This window comes from Butyricicoccus sp. AM32-19, from assembly GCF_003480365.1.
Classification (GTDB): Bacteria; Bacillota; Clostridia; order Oscillospirales; family Butyricicoccaceae; genus Agathobaculum; species Agathobaculum butyriciproducens.
The window spans coordinates 88599-103438 of record NZ_QUIX01000008.1; the positions used below are offsets into that span (position 1 = coordinate 88599).

19 protein-coding genes are annotated in these 14840 nt (G+C 52.3%); 11 read left to right on the forward strand and 8 right to left on the reverse strand.

The window, feature by feature from the left end; translation table 11 throughout:
• Positions 1-277: 277 nt before the first annotated feature.
• From DW806_RS08480 to DW806_RS08495, 4 genes are all read right to left on the reverse strand, one after another.
• Complete coding sequence (locus DW806_RS08480; protein ID WP_118729671.1) at positions 278-1192, reverse strand: LysR family transcriptional regulator; 915 nt, start codon at positions 1190-1192, stop codon at positions 278-280.
• A 154-nt stretch (positions 1193-1346) separates the two neighbouring features.
• The gene (locus DW806_RS08485; protein ID WP_118729672.1) at positions 1347-1916 is read right to left on the reverse strand and encodes a hypothetical protein; all 570 of its coding nucleotides are present in this window, start codon (positions 1914-1916) and stop codon (positions 1347-1349) included.
• 160 nt (positions 1917-2076) lie between these two features.
• Positions 2077-2838 carry a hypothetical protein gene (locus DW806_RS08490; RefSeq protein ID WP_147358094.1) on the reverse strand — a complete coding sequence of 254 codons (762 nt, stop codon included), beginning with the start codon at positions 2836-2838 and terminating at the stop codon, positions 2077-2079.
• A 293-nt stretch (positions 2839-3131) separates the two neighbouring features.
• Positions 3132-4295: a RecQ family ATP-dependent DNA helicase gene (locus tag DW806_RS08495; protein ID WP_118729674.1), complete on the reverse strand. Its 1164-nt coding sequence runs from the start codon at positions 4293-4295 to the stop codon at positions 3132-3134.
• Positions 4296-5049: 754 nt separating this feature from the next.
• Between DW806_RS08495 and DW806_RS08505 the strand changes: the two genes are divergently transcribed.
• From DW806_RS08505 to DW806_RS08535, 6 genes are all read left to right on the forward strand, one after another.
• Positions 5050-5403: an MFS transporter gene (locus DW806_RS08505; RefSeq protein ID WP_243022692.1), complete on the forward strand. Its 354-nt coding sequence runs from the start codon at positions 5050-5052 to the stop codon at positions 5401-5403.
• A gap of 465 nt (positions 5404-5868) precedes the next feature.
• Positions 5869-6639 (forward strand): TraX family protein, encoded by a 771-nt coding sequence (locus tag DW806_RS08510; protein ID WP_118729676.1) that lies wholly within the window; start codon positions 5869-5871, stop codon positions 6637-6639.
• A 226-nt stretch (positions 6640-6865) separates the two neighbouring features.
• The gene (locus DW806_RS08515; protein WP_158578329.1) at positions 6866-7702 is read left to right on the forward strand and encodes a DegV family protein; all 837 of its coding nucleotides are present in this window, start codon (positions 6866-6868) and stop codon (positions 7700-7702) included.
• Between the two features lie 357 nt (positions 7703-8059).
• Positions 8060-8275 carry a hypothetical protein gene (locus DW806_RS08520; RefSeq protein WP_118729678.1) on the forward strand — a complete coding sequence of 72 codons (216 nt, stop codon included), beginning with the start codon at positions 8060-8062 and terminating at the stop codon, positions 8273-8275.
• A 347-nt stretch (positions 8276-8622) separates the two neighbouring features.
• The gene (locus tag DW806_RS08530; RefSeq protein ID WP_118729680.1) at positions 8623-9165 is read left to right on the forward strand and encodes a stage V sporulation T C-terminal domain-containing protein; all 543 of its coding nucleotides are present in this window, start codon (positions 8623-8625) and stop codon (positions 9163-9165) included.
• A 16-nt stretch (positions 9166-9181) separates the two neighbouring features.
• Complete coding sequence (locus tag DW806_RS08535) at positions 9182-9361, forward strand: hypothetical protein (protein WP_118729681.1); 180 nt, start codon at positions 9182-9184, stop codon at positions 9359-9361.
• Between the two features lie 265 nt (positions 9362-9626).
• On the opposite strand, the gene DW806_RS08540 is transcribed toward DW806_RS08535, so the two are convergent.
• Positions 9627-10250: a peptidase C39 gene (locus DW806_RS08540; RefSeq protein WP_118729682.1), complete on the reverse strand. Its 624-nt coding sequence runs from the start codon at positions 10248-10250 to the stop codon at positions 9627-9629.
• 158 nt (positions 10251-10408) lie between these two features.
• On the opposite strand from DW806_RS08540, the gene DW806_RS08545 reads away from it, so the two are divergent.
• From DW806_RS08545 to DW806_RS16070, 5 genes are all read left to right on the forward strand, one after another.
• On the forward strand, positions 10409-11065 hold the full coding sequence (locus tag DW806_RS08545; protein WP_199677291.1) for an ABC transporter ATP-binding protein: 657 nt from the start codon (positions 10409-10411) through the stop codon (positions 11063-11065).
• An 84-nt stretch (positions 11066-11149) separates the two neighbouring features.
• Positions 11150-11638 (forward strand): deoxycytidylate deaminase, encoded by a 489-nt coding sequence (locus tag DW806_RS08550; protein ID WP_118729684.1) that lies wholly within the window; start codon positions 11150-11152, stop codon positions 11636-11638.
• A 23-nt stretch (positions 11639-11661) separates the two neighbouring features.
• The gene (gene pth, locus DW806_RS08555; protein WP_118729685.1) at positions 11662-12300 is read left to right on the forward strand and encodes an aminoacyl-tRNA hydrolase; all 639 of its coding nucleotides are present in this window, start codon (positions 11662-11664) and stop codon (positions 12298-12300) included.
• A gap of 13 nt (positions 12301-12313) precedes the next feature.
• The gene (locus DW806_RS08560) at positions 12314-12730 is read left to right on the forward strand and encodes a flavodoxin (RefSeq protein ID WP_118729686.1); all 417 of its coding nucleotides are present in this window, start codon (positions 12314-12316) and stop codon (positions 12728-12730) included.
• Positions 12727-13566, forward strand: coding sequence for a GIY-YIG nuclease family protein (locus tag DW806_RS16070; RefSeq protein ID WP_158578330.1), 840 nt, complete (start codon positions 12727-12729; stop codon positions 13564-13566). The genes DW806_RS08560 and DW806_RS16070 overlap by 4 nt, the downstream gene beginning before the upstream one ends.
• A 157-nt stretch (positions 13567-13723) precedes the next feature.
• Here DW806_RS16070 and DW806_RS08570 read toward each other — a convergent pair whose 3' ends face one another.
• The 3 genes from DW806_RS08570 to DW806_RS08580 form a co-directional block, all read right to left on the reverse strand.
• Complete coding sequence (locus DW806_RS08570) at positions 13724-13945, reverse strand: hypothetical protein (RefSeq protein WP_118729687.1); 222 nt, start codon at positions 13943-13945, stop codon at positions 13724-13726.
• A gap of 1 nt (position 13946) precedes the next feature.
• Positions 13947-14183, reverse strand: coding sequence for a preprotein translocase subunit SecG (secG, locus tag DW806_RS08575; RefSeq protein ID WP_110436055.1), 237 nt, complete (start codon positions 14181-14183; stop codon positions 13947-13949).
• A 137-nt stretch (positions 14184-14320) separates the two neighbouring features.
• The gene (locus DW806_RS08580; protein ID WP_118729688.1) at positions 14321-14830 is read right to left on the reverse strand and encodes a hypothetical protein; all 510 of its coding nucleotides are present in this window, start codon (positions 14828-14830) and stop codon (positions 14321-14323) included.
• Between the last annotated feature and the right edge of the window lie 10 nt (positions 14831-14840).

Consider the following 14840-nt stretch of genomic DNA (forward strand, 5'->3'; position numbering starts at 1 on the left):
ATTCCTTTCTGTGTCTATACCGTATCATAAATTTGTTATGCCTGTCCAAATCATAAAAGTTATAGTGACGTTATAACCGAAACGGAATAGTATTCCTGTACAGTTTTATGTCCGCTTTTCATGAAAAACAGACAAAAGAATAGGCGCTGTGACTAAATCACAGCGCCCTTGCTTTGACACTATTCAGTATACCATTCTGCAGTTTTTTGTCCATTCTGCTTTTGTTATAACCCAGCCATAACAAAATGGAATAGCCTATTATAACCCTCGAAACGTCTTATTTCTCATTTTTCGGGTAAAGCTCCTCCAGCATCTTCACAAATGCCTGTGCTTCTGTGCTCAGCATTTCTCGGCTGCGCTGAATCCAGCCTACATTGATCTGTACTTGACAGTTTCGGATTGGAATGGTGCGGATGCCGTACTCCGCGAAGTCCGGCGCGCTCAGTCCCGGACCGAGGCGAACCACATCGGTCGAGCGCAGCAGCGACAGGATGGCCGCGCTGTCGTTGACGTAAACAACACGCTTGAACTGCTCGAGACGCACGCCGTCGATCTCCAGATAAAAGCTCAGATTGGAAAAATAATCGTCCGGAAGGCGGACGAACGGATGGGGCAGGAGCTGCTCCATCGTCACCTCAGACGCATGATACAGCGGATGGTTCGGACCGAGGTTTGCGTACCAGGTGTCCGTGCCCAGCGCGTGGAATTGAATGTTTTTGAACTTCAGCATGTGCTTGAGTTCCTTTACCTGCACGTTGTTGCTCATCACAAAGCCAATCTCCGCTTCGCCATGCTCCACGCTCTCGATCACCTGCTGCAGACGGTTTTCCACCAACTTGAGCGCCACGCGGTTATCGTGGTAATCGTTGTAGAACTTCGCCATCAGACGCCCTATTGTGATGATTGGATAGGAGGCAATAGACAGCACCGGCGTGTGCTCTTTCTCCGACAGACCCTGAATGAGCTCCATCTGGTTGATGATCGTGCGCGCGTACTGGTAGAGCTTTTTGCCCTCGTCGGTCAGCACGACGCCCTTGTTCGTGCGGTTGAAAATACGCACCTTGAGCTCGTTTTCCAGATTGCTGATGGCCTTGCTCAGATTGGGCTGCGTGACGAACAGCTTCTCCGCGGCCTTGTTGATACTGCCCTGCTCCGCAATGGCGACAAAGTAGGTAAGCTGCTGAATTTGCATAACTCTTTTCCTCTTTTGCATGTAGTATCTTCAGTATAGCATATTCGGGCGGAAAATGTCAGATGATCTTGAGGAGGGAATACCGCGAAAATGGACGAAAACCATTTGAATATTCTCGGCGTGCGCGATAGCGGCAGCTATGTGTCATAAAAGGTTAGACAGCAGTCTTGATCCCGGCGCCGCGCGCACACACTTCCTGCGAGACTACATCATGGGCCGCATTTGACACCTTTTCTTCCCCCCATACAGCCGGAGAACCATCAGCAATGGTGGTTCTCCGGCCTTTGCGTTTGCGCGTAAGCATGATGAAAAGTAATCGAAACCGCTTGCGAGGGAGGCGATTTTGCACGCATATAGGTGTGATATTGACTGTAATGAACCTCGTGCATTCCATACCATACAGAAATATATTTCGGCATTTACGCAAATAGCATAAAAATATAACTAAATTCGGTAGCAGCATATACATCTCACGAGGGGGAACGTAAAATGAACAGTACGGAGCGGAAGAGAATTTGCTATTTTTCTGCTCCTTGTAGATGTAGTTGTACAGCTTGCGAACCAGGACCTTTCGGAAGCCGTGGTTGCCATACTGGTCTTCCTGCGGGAAAATACCGTACTTTTCAGAGTAGTACCGCAATTCTTTCTTGTCCATCTCGAATAAATGACAGACCTCAGCAATGGTATAAAACTCTTTCATTTTGTGATAGTCGATATATTTCATTGAAAATCAGCTCCTTGATATGAATTTAGATAGTGAAAACGCATTTCACCGCAATTCATGCTATCTTATACATATGTTGGTTATCTCACCGCAAAAGCTGCAATGGCTCCTTGAAAAAACAACCCCATGCCAAGCTGAATAACAAGGCATGGGGTGATATTTACCGCATAAATCTCAATTCATCAATTCCTGCCGTATCGCGCATCGTCACCGGCTGCACACCCAGTTTTTCGAATTGCTTCCTTACGGTTCGGAGCTTATTCTCGGACAGCCCGCTGTTTTTCACAGCCTGTGCATAACTTTTGCAATCGGACAGCTTTTCGACCAGCAGTCGCATATTCTTCCTCGTAGCGGAGTGTTTGACGGTTTCAATCCGTGCGATGCAGTCGGAATATCGCACAAACGGCAGATTTGCGTGCAGCTTTTTCATATATGAGTGAATGGTTTTCTCCGACTCATTCATCACGGTTTTCAGGATTTCCTTGTTGCTGCCCTTGACTTCATCGGACAGGCCGCGCTTGAACTTCGCTCCCGAGCGGGACACCTCGAACCGAAGCATCGGCGCGTCATACTGCTCCAGCAAGTCCTCCTCCATCAGCTGAAATGTCTTGTCATAGACCGTCAATGTGGTCGTCTTGCAGCAAATACGCCACGAATGCGCGTTCTTTTCCTTATGATTAGGGAATCCTTTGCCGAATGTACACAGCTTGTACTGCTTCATGTACGGGCTACGTCGAATGACGCGCAGCGCCTCATCGACCCATTTCTGTGACTCGGGGAAGAAGTCCAGACAGCAGTTGATGCGAGAGAGCGTCAGCTGTTCGAACTCGCAGTCCAGACCGATTTCACGCAGCAGCTTGGTCATTTCCTTGTCGAGCGAGTTGAGCTGTTTTTCTTCCGCCTGGAATACTTTCTTTGGCACATACTCTCCGTGCAGTAAAGTATGAGGATTGAGCCGAAAATGAATAAAAGATGCAAGATTTTTCTTTGTTTTGTTCTTGCTACGCACCTGCTGGTATAGATAAAGCACTATGCCCTGGCCGCAGTAAGAGGTGCAGATATACTTCGTCAGACCTTTCTCAGAATGATATGTCGTGTCTGGATAAAAATTGCCAGAATTCATACTTTTCAGACTATGAAACACCTTGTTGAAGTCCTTCTTAGACACCCTGTGAAATAATTCGATCGTGTGGATACCATAGCGAGAGTCCATGATTATTCACCCTCCTTCGCAAAGCAGCCGATGACTGCGTCGTGCAGATCGTCCGATGATTCACAGATCGCATACAGTTCATTGGCGGCTTCAACTGCATGGTCATCCGTGTCAGAAATAATGTCAAGGTTCATCTGAAAATCGGCGTCATTCCAGAGCAGCAGTGCCTTTGCGCGTTTGCCGTCGCGCCCGGCTCGTCCTGCCATCTGGTAGAATGACGCGACACTGAACGGCAGCTGAGAGACAATAATCAGGCGGATATCCGAAATATTCACGCCCATTCCGAACGCGGAAGTTGCAATCATGATATGTGCCTCACCGAAACGAAAACGTTTTTCCTGTTCGGCTCGGTCGGAGAGTCTGCTGTGGCAGAGAGCAATCTCGGAAGCCGAAATATCGCAATCCCCAATCAGAAAGTCACGCATATCTTCCACATCGCAGACGCGGGTGCAGTAGATAACAATTTTCCCTTTACTATCGTATTTCTGAATCGCTTTTCTGACTTTCGCATAACGAGCAGCATCATTTTTCACAAATGCTTTCTTGAGGGAGAGATTAGAGCGTTTGAGCTTGCCGATATGTACAACAGGATTTTTCATGCGTAGACTTCTCGCAATATATGAAATATCATCCGGCATAACTGTTGCGCTGAACGCAGCAATAACAGGGGATGCGGGCAAATCCTTGATAAATTTACCGATATTGCGGTACATGGGACGAAATTCATTGTCCCATTCCGTCAAGCAGTGTACCTCATCCACGACAACCGTATGTACGCTATTCTTCTGAATTGCCTTCCAGAGACGAGGATCACTCAGCCGTTCCGGCGCAACAAAGAGTGCCTGGAGTTTACGATGTGTCAGCTGTTCGATTGTATTGGTATTCTCCCTGTTTTCGCTATACAGGCAGCCCGCTCGGATGTTGTTGTCCTCGCAACGCTGCACCAGATCGCGCATGAGTGCAACCGTCGGGAGAACACCAATCAGCAGACCATTCGGGTGCAGGGTAATCATCGAAAGAAAGCAGATCGACTTACCCTCGGAGGTTCGTGCTAAACCAAGTACATCTCTACCATCGGATATGTCTGTGATTACCTTTTTCTGAAACGGTTTAAGTTTCGAAATGCCAAAGGTATTACATATCATCTTTTCCTGTTTGTTCGTCATAATTTTCACTCCCAAACATAGAATTTTCGTTCAAAACTGAAATTTTGAAATTTCGTCTGAACTGCCTTTATTCCATTGTTGAGATTGAAGTAGAATTGCAATTTCACAGGAGGAACATGATATATAATAATAGCGAAAGACATTGTACTATGTATTTTTTTCCATTCCATCCTCTTACCCAGCTTCAGCATGCTGATACCGAACTGCTCCGACGCTGTCTATGCCATCTGCAACGGCGCTTGCAATTTTTGTTAAAACTATTTGTCTAACTTTTTGGGCACTTCAACGTGCGGTACGGTGTCCGAACGAAGTCGAATACATCGCCTTCTGCAGCGCGGGCAGAAGCGCAGTGCAACCGCGACCGCGATAACGATGTTCGGAAGCAAGGTCATCAACTTAGATAGGTTTGCCGGTTCTCGGTTTGCATCGTTTTTTAACTATTACGCGCATTTTTTTATTATAAATTGTGCATTATTAACTATTTATTTTACCCATCGCACAAAATATATTAAGATTTTTGTATATAATATACAAGAATTTCTTGCATCCTTGTTAATTCGTGCCATGATAACAGATGTGGTCTGTACCTTGCAAAAGATGTAAATTTCGAGGCGCGATTCTCTGTGAAGCAGGCAAGCTGCACGCTAAACAATCCTATCCGCTTGCAGCAGGCCGGAAAACGCAGCTTGATTAGGTGCATTTTATTGGGGCGGCTGTAAATTGGAAGCGAAACCAGAGAAGGAGAGAATGTTTCGTGAAAACCAATCCAACCATGCAGGCAGAGGCGGTTCTGCCTGCACGACCTGTTTCTGAAAACGGAAAAATCAATATTCTGACACGCCTGGCTTACGGCGGCGGTGACGTAGCGTGCAACGTTGTCTACGGCATGATCGGTGACGTTGTCGAGTTTGGCCAGTGGAAGCACCATATCCGTCAGGAGAGCTTCATCTTCGCAGTCGGTTCGGTCGGCACCAAACTGGGCACCGGCATCGCACAGGCCAACATTGCAGGCATTATGAGTCTGTGCGGCTATATTTCCTCGATCGGCAGCACTGTTGTGCAGTCGCAGTCCGCAATCAGCTCGACAAAAAGTATCCCGCTATCATGAAAGACTTGCAGAGCGCGAAGCGCGCAGCGAGCTGTAACTTTCTGATCTTCCTATTCCCTCAACCGTTCCCGGCATGGCTGCAAAGCTGTGCCGGGAATCTGTATCTCCGGCTTTTCTCGCCCTGCCCGCACCGGTCGGCAGGGCGTTTTCCGTCTGTGCGCCGTGTCCGCCTCGCGGATATTCACAAAAAGTTTATCGCTGCGGCATTGCGGCTGTCCGCTCTTCTGTATATAATAAATGCAGAGCACATTCCTGTGTCTCCCCCCGCGATTACCGAACGATTTAGGGCAATACCGCATAATTAGACAAGAGCGATTTGCGAGCAAATTTTGTGCTCTGATAAGGCGCGGTTTTGCAGCAATACTTTCGTATTGCAAGAAATCGCAACGCAATCAGGGTGAAAAATTTCGGCAAAGCGCCGCAGCTTTAATTGTGCGGTGTTGCCTTAGATAAAGGAGTACCCGTATGTCAACCAACAACCTGTCCTCTCCCGCCTCCGGCCGTTTTTCCCTCAGCGCCGCGGCACTTCACATTCTCGCCATGGTGCTGATGCTGATGGATCATCTCTGGGCGACCCTCCTGCCCGCGCAGGACTGGCTGACGTGTGCCGGACGGCTGGCCTTCCCCATCTTCGCATTCATGGCGGTGGAAGGATATTTTCACACCCACAGCTTCCGGAAATACGCCCTGCGGCTTGCGCTGTTTGCTGTGCTCTCCGAAGTGCCGTTCGACCTGATGTACGGCGGAACCTGGTTTTATCCGGTGCACCAGAACGTGATCTGGACGCTGCTGCTCGGTCTTCTGGGCATTCATCTGATGGAAACCGTGCGCAAAAAGCAGAAAACATGGCTGTATCTGCTCACCGTCCTGCTTGTTGTGCTGATCGGCACAGTGCTGGGCACCCTGAGCATGGTGGACTACTACGGCACCGGCGTGCTGACGATCTTTATCTTCTACTTCTTCCGCGGACGGAAGTGGTGGTGTCTGGCAGGGCAGCTTCTCGCCCTCTACTGGGTCAATGTGCAGCTGCTGGGCGGTCTGCTGTATCCCGTCCATATATTCGGCATGGAATTTGAGATCTGTCAGCAGGGGCTTGCACTTCTGGCGCTCATCCCCATCTGGCTGTACCGCGGACGGCAGGGCTATCACAGCAAGCCGTTCCAGTATGCCTGCTATGCCTTTTATCCCGTACATATGCTGATCCTTGTGCTGATCCTGCAATATCTGACCCGCTGACGGCCATACCAGTATTTGTAAACATCTGTAAGACTTGTTATTTATCAAATGCGCGTTCTGTTATATAATGAATACAACATTAGGACCCCACATTTTCTGTTTTATGAAGGAAAGTGTGCAGGACAGGCCGGCTGCCGTGTGCGGTGCAGATCGACCGACTGCAAGAGAGAGCGCTTTCACCACAATAACACTGAAAATTTTCGGTAAGAGAGAAAGGAAAAACCATATGAACTGGAACATTATTACGGATTCAAGCTGTGATCTGCTCCCTTCCACCAGTCCGGACGGAAGGATCCGGCTGGCCAGTGTGCCGTTTACCATCCGCATCGGGGAGCGGGATTTTGTTGATGACGAGCATCTGGATACGATGGAAATGCTCTACGCCATGGAGCAGGAACACTCGGCCGGCCACACCTCCTGCCCCACGCCGGACGCATGGCTGGCACAGTTTGAACAGGCGGACTGCGCGATCGCGATCACCATTTCCTCGCAGCTGTCCGGCAGTATGAACAGCGCTCTTGCGGCAAGAGATATGGCGCTGGAGAAAAACCCGGATAAAAAGATCGTCATTCTGGACTCCTTATCCACCGGACCGGAGGTTCTGCTCTGCGTAAAGGAGATCGAGCGCCTGATCCGTCATGGCCTTTCCTTTGACGATATTGCGGCGCACGCCAGAGGTTTTCTGCAGAAAACCAAAATCCTCTTTGCGCTCTCCTCGTTTGACAACCTGATCAAGAACGGACGCATCCATCGTCTGACGGGTATGCTCGCCAAGGCTCTCGGCATCTGGGGCATCGGCAGCGGCAGTGATGAGGGAAAGATCGCCTTTGAAAGCAAGGCGCGCGGTGCGAAAAAGGTCGTACAGACGCTGGTCAGCACCATGAAGGAGCACGGATTCATCGGCGGAAACGTCGCGATCAGCCATTGTGATAATCTCGCACTGGCTCAGACGCTGAAAAACAGCATTCTGGATATCTGGGAAAATACAAGCATCGAGATCCTGCCGACCCGCGGGCTCTGCAGCTACTACGCCGAGCGCGGCGGATTGATCGTCAGCTACTGATTTCAACAAACAAAGGGCGAAACCGTATGGTCGCCCTTTTTCTGTTCGGTTGATTGTTTTCCGCTCACAGCACCTGCATATCCGCCGCACTGCACGCCGCAAGGAACTCCAGAGGCAGCTCAGCGAGCAGATCCTGCAGCAGCGCATCCAGATCCTCTCACGGCCCACCATGGCCAGCCATGCCTTGAGCGACTCGGCCTTCTTGGACGGCACGGATTCGATAATGTGTAAAAAACCAGTTTCTTTCTATTATGCCTTTGCATATTCTCATCGTCAGCACATCATTTTCCATCATTATGTACTAACTCCATCCATTTCTTTTCGTTTATTGTATCCGTTCTTGCATTGATTTCCAGTATGCAAATCGGTAGAAAGCAGTACGAACTCAGCAAATGGCAGGCAGAGGCGCAGAACAAGGTGGAGCTGTATTTGCTGACGCAGCCGATTACGCTGAAAAGTGCCGACGGTATACAGCCGGATCAAAGTGTGCCTGCAATTTATATCAGAAATGTGGGCGGCAATGTGATTTATCTGGAACGGTATCTCTTTAACGGCAGAGAGTACCCATTGTGAAAAGAGGTTTTGCCGCCGATGTCTGTATGCGAGGGCTATCGCTATATTTATTTGCCGACAGATGGAACGACCCATGTTTCGCTGCAAATATATTTCGAGGACTGGCAGAAAAAACAGTGGACGACAAAGGGGGTTGCGGATTGGGAAGACGGTATTTGGAAGATTACATATCAGCTGTGCGTCCGCTGTGCAGAGTAGCTGCTAACGCGAAAGAAACAGATCTGCAAACCATAATTTTCATGAATAGGAACACATTGTGCATACGGTTTTTCTACATGAATTGCACGGTTTCAGTAAATACTACCACTATCGCAGCAGAAATACCGAAAATGGGAGGCGGAATTGCTATGAAAGCAACCGGAATCGTGCGCCGGATCGACGATCTCGGCCGCGTTGTTATTCCGAAGGAGATCAGAAGAACGCTTAGGATTCGAGAGGGCGACCCGTTAGAAATCTATACCGACCGCGACGGCGAAGTGATTTTCAAGAAATACTCCCCGATGGGAGAGATGGGCGCGGTATCCGCCGAGCTGGCGGAGGCTATGGCGCGTACAGCGGGCATGAGCTGTGCCATCTGCGACAGGGATGCGGTGATTGCGGCAGCGGGCGGTGCGAAAAAGGATATTCTGGAGCGGAGTATTTCATCCGAGCTGGAGCAGCTGATGGAACGCCGCGAATGTTACGAACGCGGTGTGGACGAGCAGCCGGAGGTGCTTATCTCCTCTCAGGACGGCTGCGCGGTGGTTGCGGCGGCGCCAATCATCACAGACGGCGATGTCAGCGGCTGTGTCGCGTTTGTCAGCGAAAAAGAGGACGAAACGGCGGATGAGGTGCTGCTCAAGCTGTGTCAGTCGGCGGCGCAGTTTTTGTCCAAACGCATTGCAGTGTGAAAGGAGCGTTCTCTATATGCACAGGCACGATCACAAAGAGCGTGAGCCAAAGGCCTTCCCGCAGTACGATGATGCGGCGCATATTGACTCGGCAGCAGTGGCCGAGCTGCCGTCGTGGGAGCAGACACGCGAGCCGAAAGGCGATCCCAAAGCAACGGCCTACACGGAGAAATACTGCGAGGAGCAGCCGGAATGAAAACGGTGGAGGCTGTCGTGAAACTACAGCTTCGCCGACAAGCGGGAACGGATCGTGGGCCGTTCCAAAGTTGTCCGAAAGTTCCCATACGGTAACTTTCTCCCTATAGAAGTCAAAAAAGTCAGGTACACGCCCTGACTTTTTTGGCATTTGTAAGCAAATGCTATTTAACGCGCGCTGTCGCGCGGATTATTTGAAATGGCAGGGATATCATTTTTTACAGACTGAAACGGCGGAACGATACAAATCGTTCCGCCGTTTGGCGTTAAATCATATATTCGATGGTATTCTCTGCCGTCAGGCGCGTCCGGTCATTAAACAGGAGAATGGCTTCGCGGGTGTCAATCTCGCCAAGCGCGTAAACCTCGTGGGTCTCACGATCGAAGCAGGGGCGCGGCACGAGCCGATTGTATTCGCACGGGTGGTCGTACACCATCTGCACGCCGTCCGTATCGAGCGGCTGATCAAGATAATACGGGTCAAACATGCGCACCATGTCGTTCTCATCAATGCCGGTGAGTGTCACATAGTGTTCGCCGTCGAAGTGCAGGCGCACCACGGCAGCGCCGCCGCAGCGGAGTGCATCGCGCAGACGGCTGTTCTGCCCGAAATTCACCGCCGGACCGGACAGATACTGCGTGGAGATGTGAAGACGGCCGATTTTGCCGAAGCCGTTCAGCCAGTTGCTGAGAAACATCATCGCCGCACAGGAGGTGCCGCTTTTGCCGCTCACGCCGTCCGAGCCGTAGCAGTCCAGACAGTACAGCATGATGTTGCGGACAGCCTCCGGCGGGATATCCTCACGCTCAAACAGGAATGCGAGCGCATTGAGCATGGAGGTTGGACCGCAGTCATATTCGGAAAGCTGGTAGCGCAGCGGATTTTTCATAGGGGAACCTTCTTTCGTGTGGCGTATTCCTACCGGATTACTATATAATAGTAAGGTCAATGCCGATCAATGTCAATACAAATTTGCGGAAAGCGCATATTCATGGTATGATAAGTATACTTCCCGCCAAAGATAGGGTGGGAAGGAGTGAATCGGCATTGCTAAAACTGATTCATGCGAGTAAAATATATGCTAAGAACGGCATTTGTGCGCTGAACTCAGTCGATCTGACCGTGCAGGACGGTGACTACATTTCGGTGACCGGCGCATCCGGATCGGGCAAAAGCACACTCATGCATATTCTGGGTCTGCTGGACAGCCTGACTGACGGCGAATATCTGCTCGACGGAGCAGCAGTCGCACATTTGCCGGCCAAACAGCGGGCGCGTCTGCGCAGTGAGAAGATCGGCTTTGTGTTTCAGCAGTTCCGGCTGCTGACGGGCATGACAGCGCTGGAAAATGTTGCGCTGCCGCTGGCGCTGCAGGGCATTCCGCGGGATGAGCGGAGCAAACGCGCACTGGCGGTTCTGGAGCACGTTGGCCTGTCTGATCGGGCGAATCACCGGCCGCACCAGCTTTCCGGCGGACAGCAGCAGCGGGTGGCAATCGCACGGGCGGTCGTGACAGAACCGTGCGTGATTCTGGCGGATGAGCCGACCGCAGGACTGGATCCTGCTGCGGCGGACAGCGTGCTGGAGCTGTTTGACCGATTGCATCGGTCGGGGCATACGCTGGTGCTCATCACACACGATGAGCGGGCAGCGCAGTGCGCCGCAAGGCGGATGCATCTTGAAAACGGGTGCCTTTTCGGGTGAGATTATCCGGCACCGGATAATCAGTGCATGAAAATAACGCAATCAAACCTAACAGGTTTTCCTATATAGAAGGAGGAAACAAAAATGGACCGTCGGGACAAAACAAACTACTACCTCGACATGGCGCAGGTTGCGCTTGAGCGCGGAACCTGTCTGCGCCGCAACTTCGGCGCGGTCATCGTTAAGAACGACGTCATCGTATCCACCGGCTACAACGGTGCGCCGAGAGGTCGTGCCAACTGCATCGACATCGGCACCTGCATTCGTCAGAAGATGGGCATTCCGCGCGGCGAAAGATACGAATTCTGCCGCTCGGTGCATGCGGAGATGAACGCCATTATTGCCGCTCCGCGTGACCAGATGATCGGCGCGACGCTGTACCTGGTCGGCCGCGATATGTCCACCGGAAAGATCATGTCGGACGCAAACTCCTGCACGATGTGCAAGCGCCTCATCATCAATGCGGGCATTGAGAAGGTGATTATCCGCCGTGACACAGATACATATGACACCGTGAATGTGCACGACTGGGTGGAGAATGACGACACGCTCGGCAGCAGCATGGCATACTAAACAGACATCGGAGAGAGAAAAATATGTCAATATTCGATATTTTTAAGAAGTTGGATGAAGAAAAAGCCGCAAAGGCATCCCAGCCGATCGAGTGGATCGTGGTCGGACTGGGCAACCCGGGTACGAAGTACGACAATACCCGTCACAATGCGGGCTTCCGTGCACTTGAGGGTTACTGCGCCCGCAGCGGACAGAAGATCGACCGCATGAAGTTCAAGGCACTGGCGGGTGAGGGTATGCTCGGCGGCAAGCGCGTGCTGTTCCTCAAGCCGCAGACGTTCATGAACCTGTCGGGTGAAGCGGTGCGCGATGCGGCTTCGTTCTACAAAATCCCGCCGGAGCACATTATCGTGCTGTCGGACGATGTGTCGCTCGATGTGGGCACGCTGCGCGTGCGCGCAAAAGGCTCGGCAGGCGGACAGAACGGCCTGAAAAACATTATCTATCATCTGAACAGCGAGGACTTCCCGCGCGTGAAGATCGGCGTCGGCAAAAAGCCGCGTCCGGATTACGATCTGGCGGCGTGGGTGCTCGGCAAGTTCCCGGCGGAGGAGCAGAAGGCTATCGACAAGGCGTGCGAGGACGCGGTGAACGCGGCTGCCTGCATCATCGCGGAGGACTGTGCCGCTGCCGCGCAGAAATTCAACGGAAAACGCATCTAAGGAGTTGGTTTTGATGAAAACCGCAGTAGCATATTACTCGCTCGGCGGCACAACACGGTCATACGCCCGCGCGGAAGCCAAGGCGCGGAACGCCGATTTGATTGAGCTTACGCCGAAAACGCCGTACAACCGGTTCACCGCGTTTGTGCGCGGCTGCCCGGAGGCCGTCAAGCAGAAGGCGGTCGCGCTGGACGGTATGCCGCTGTTTGTCGGCTATGACAGAGTGGTGCTGATGGCGCCGGTCTGGGCGGGTTATCCGGCACCGGTGTTCAACAGCGCGGTGGAACTGCTGCCGCCCGGTACGGAGGTCGAAGTAATACTGGTTTCCGGCAGCGGAAATAGTGAAAAGAGCAAGGCGAAGGTGCGTCTGCAAATCAAAAAGCGCGGCTGTACGATCTTTGCGCAGCGCGATATCAGGGCAAGCCGATGAGCGGATATACCTATGTGCTCCGCTGTGCGGATGATACGCTGTACTGCGGCTGGACGAACGACCTCACGGCTCGACTGGCGGCGCACAACAGCGGAAAAGGTGCAAAATACACGCGCGGACGCGGTCCGGTGACGCTGGCGTACAGTGAAATGTTCGACACGCAGAGCGAGGCCATGCAGCGCGAAGCAGCAATTAAAAGGCTCACGCGGCCGCAGAAGCAGGCGCTGATTGACAGCCAGAACGGCGGAGAACTGCTCACTGTTTACGATGCAGACGGACGTGCCTGCGGAGAACGCCCGCGGGCCGTCGTGCATGCGCAGGGGCTGTTCCACCATGTGTGCCACCTGTGGGTGGTCGGTAAGCGGGATGGCGTGTGCGGCATCTGGCTACAGCAGCGGCAGTTTGACCGGCCTTTATTTCCGGGTGGGTTCGACCTGACCTCGACCGGACATATCGACCCGGGCGAAACGCCGCAGACCGCTGTTCTGCGCGAAGCGCGGGAGGAGAGCGGACTGCAGCTGACAGCAGCCGACTTGATTGACGGCGGCAGTTATCGTCAGCGCTACTCGCGCGGCGAAGGCGGCTTTGATGATGAGCTGGCGTATACATTTCTGGCGCGTATCGACGGCATTCCGCCGTTCCGGCCCGGCCCGGAGGTCGCGGAGATGCTGTTCGTGCCGCTGGCGGACTTTGCCGCCGCACAGGAGCAGGGCGCATCACTCACCGGTCTGACACCGGACGGACGCACGATGGAGATGCCGAACGAATCCCTTTGCTGTCTGCACACTGAGGAGTGGCAGGGCGCGAAACCGCGTATCGAAGCACTTTTTGACTAAAAAGAACAGCCGCCTTCCACTTGACAAGGGGAGGCGGCTGCCCTATAATATCGACATTCATCAATATGGAACCCGAAATCCGCTGTAAAGCAGCGGATTTTTGCATTTACTTGATATTTTTCAAAACAAAAAGCTGTCCGAAAGGACAGCTTTTGCTTTACTTGCTGAGTGCGCCGATGATGATATTGATGATCAGGCTGACCGCGGCTGCGATCGCGTAGATCGTGCTTTGCTGACGGCACGCTTTGGCCTTGGGATCATCCTGTTTGTCCTCCTGCTCACTGCGTCCGCAGATCATGCCGTAGCGGATCTGCTGCAGGACTGTCAGCGCGGCGAACGCGGCAAACAGCAGCAGGAGCAGTCGCTGAACCGTCTGCATCTTAGTGGATGAGGTTCAGGACGATTGCAATGATGACGAAAACAACGCCGACAATCGAGGTCAGACGAGCAAAGATACGGTCGGATGCGCTTGCCTTGCCGGAGCCGTAGAAGGTGTCTGCAGAGCCGGATACAGCGCCCAGACCCTGCTGTGCACCATGCTGGAGCAGAACAACAACGATCAGGAACAGGCTTGCAACGATCATAATGACCGAGAGAGCGATTTGTGCGGTAGTCATAGGTAATTTCCTCCACTGCTTTTCATTTTTCTTATCGCGCATAACGAGACTATGCGCGCAATATGCGTACATGATACTATATCATATTAAGTGCACTTTTTCAAGAGGTTTTCCGTATTTTTGTCCGGGAATTTGTCTCAGACAAGCGGCTGGAGAATGTTTTTCAGCGAATCGCCCATGCGGTTGGTGTGCACCTTGTGCGTATCAAGATCCACGACCGCCAGACGGATGGACGACCAGCCGTGCTTGTCGCTCTGGTATTTGCGCTCATCAGACAGTTTTTTCAGCTTTTTGAGCACGGCTTTGTCAGTCTCGCCGGCGGCAAGAATGACCGAAATCAGCGAAAAATCGTGGTTTTCGTCCGGCTTTACCAGCTCGGCGCTGACCTGCTGCGCGTACTTCCACCAGTCGTCAAGTGTCTGCTCATCGAGCGAGGGCACGGCGAACAGCAGACGGTATTCGTGTGCGTGGCTCGTGCCGCCGGTGGGCATCAGACCGAGGATTTTGCGGGCCGTGCGGGAGTTGAAAACGCTCAGCAGCGCCGTCATTCGGCCGGAAACCTGTACGTTCTGCTGGGAACGGAAATGCGGATCCTGCCCGTTCAGCAGCTTGTCGCGCAAGGCAACAAATTCAGTAGAAAAATCCATAAACAACCTC

Excerpts from the sequence above, each read along its gene's own strand:
- DW806_RS16070 (WP_158578330.1), top strand. The coding sequence starts at position 12,727 with ATGAGCGGATATACCTATGTGCTCCGCTGTGCGGATGATACGCTGTAC.
- DW806_RS08530 (WP_118729680.1), top strand. The coding sequence starts at position 8,623 with ATGAAAGCAACCGGAATCGTGCGCCGGATCGACGATCTCGGCCGCGTT.
- DW806_RS08570 (WP_118729687.1), bottom strand. The coding sequence starts at position 13,945 with ATGCAGACGGTTCAGCGACTGCTCCTGCTGCTGTTTGCCGCGTTCGCC.
- DW806_RS08550 (WP_118729684.1), top strand. The coding sequence starts at position 11,150 with ATGGACCGTCGGGACAAAACAAACTACTACCTCGACATGGCGCAGGTT.
- secG (WP_110436055.1), bottom strand. The coding sequence starts at position 14,183 with ATGACTACCGCACAAATCGCTCTCTCGGTCATTATGATCGTTGCAAGC.
- pth (WP_118729685.1), top strand. The coding sequence starts at position 11,662 with ATGTCAATATTCGATATTTTTAAGAAGTTGGATGAAGAAAAAGCCGCA.
- DW806_RS08580 (WP_118729688.1), bottom strand. The coding sequence starts at position 14,830 with ATGGATTTTTCTACTGAATTTGTTGCCTTGCGCGACAAGCTGCTGAAC.
- DW806_RS08540 (WP_118729682.1), bottom strand. The coding sequence starts at position 10,250 with ATGAAAAATCCGCTGCGCTACCAGCTTTCCGAATATGACTGCGGTCCA.
- DW806_RS08510 (WP_118729676.1), top strand. The coding sequence starts at position 5,869 with ATGTCAACCAACAACCTGTCCTCTCCCGCCTCCGGCCGTTTTTCCCTC.
- DW806_RS08495 (WP_118729674.1), bottom strand. The coding sequence starts at position 4,295 with ATGACGAACAAACAGGAAAAGATGATATGTAATACCTTTGGCATTTCG.
- DW806_RS08515 (WP_158578329.1), top strand. The coding sequence starts at position 6,866 with ATGAACTGGAACATTATTACGGATTCAAGCTGTGATCTGCTCCCTTCC.
- DW806_RS08560 (WP_118729686.1), top strand. The coding sequence starts at position 12,314 with ATGAAAACCGCAGTAGCATATTACTCGCTCGGCGGCACAACACGGTCA.
- DW806_RS08535 (WP_118729681.1), top strand. The coding sequence starts at position 9,182 with ATGCACAGGCACGATCACAAAGAGCGTGAGCCAAAGGCCTTCCCGCAG.
- DW806_RS08480 (WP_118729671.1), bottom strand. The coding sequence starts at position 1,192 with ATGCAAATTCAGCAGCTTACCTACTTTGTCGCCATTGCGGAGCAGGGC.
- DW806_RS08485 (WP_118729672.1), bottom strand. The coding sequence starts at position 1,916 with ATGAAATATATCGACTATCACAAAATGAAAGAGTTTTATACCATTGCT.
- DW806_RS08520 (WP_118729678.1), top strand. The coding sequence starts at position 8,060 with ATGCAAATCGGTAGAAAGCAGTACGAACTCAGCAAATGGCAGGCAGAG.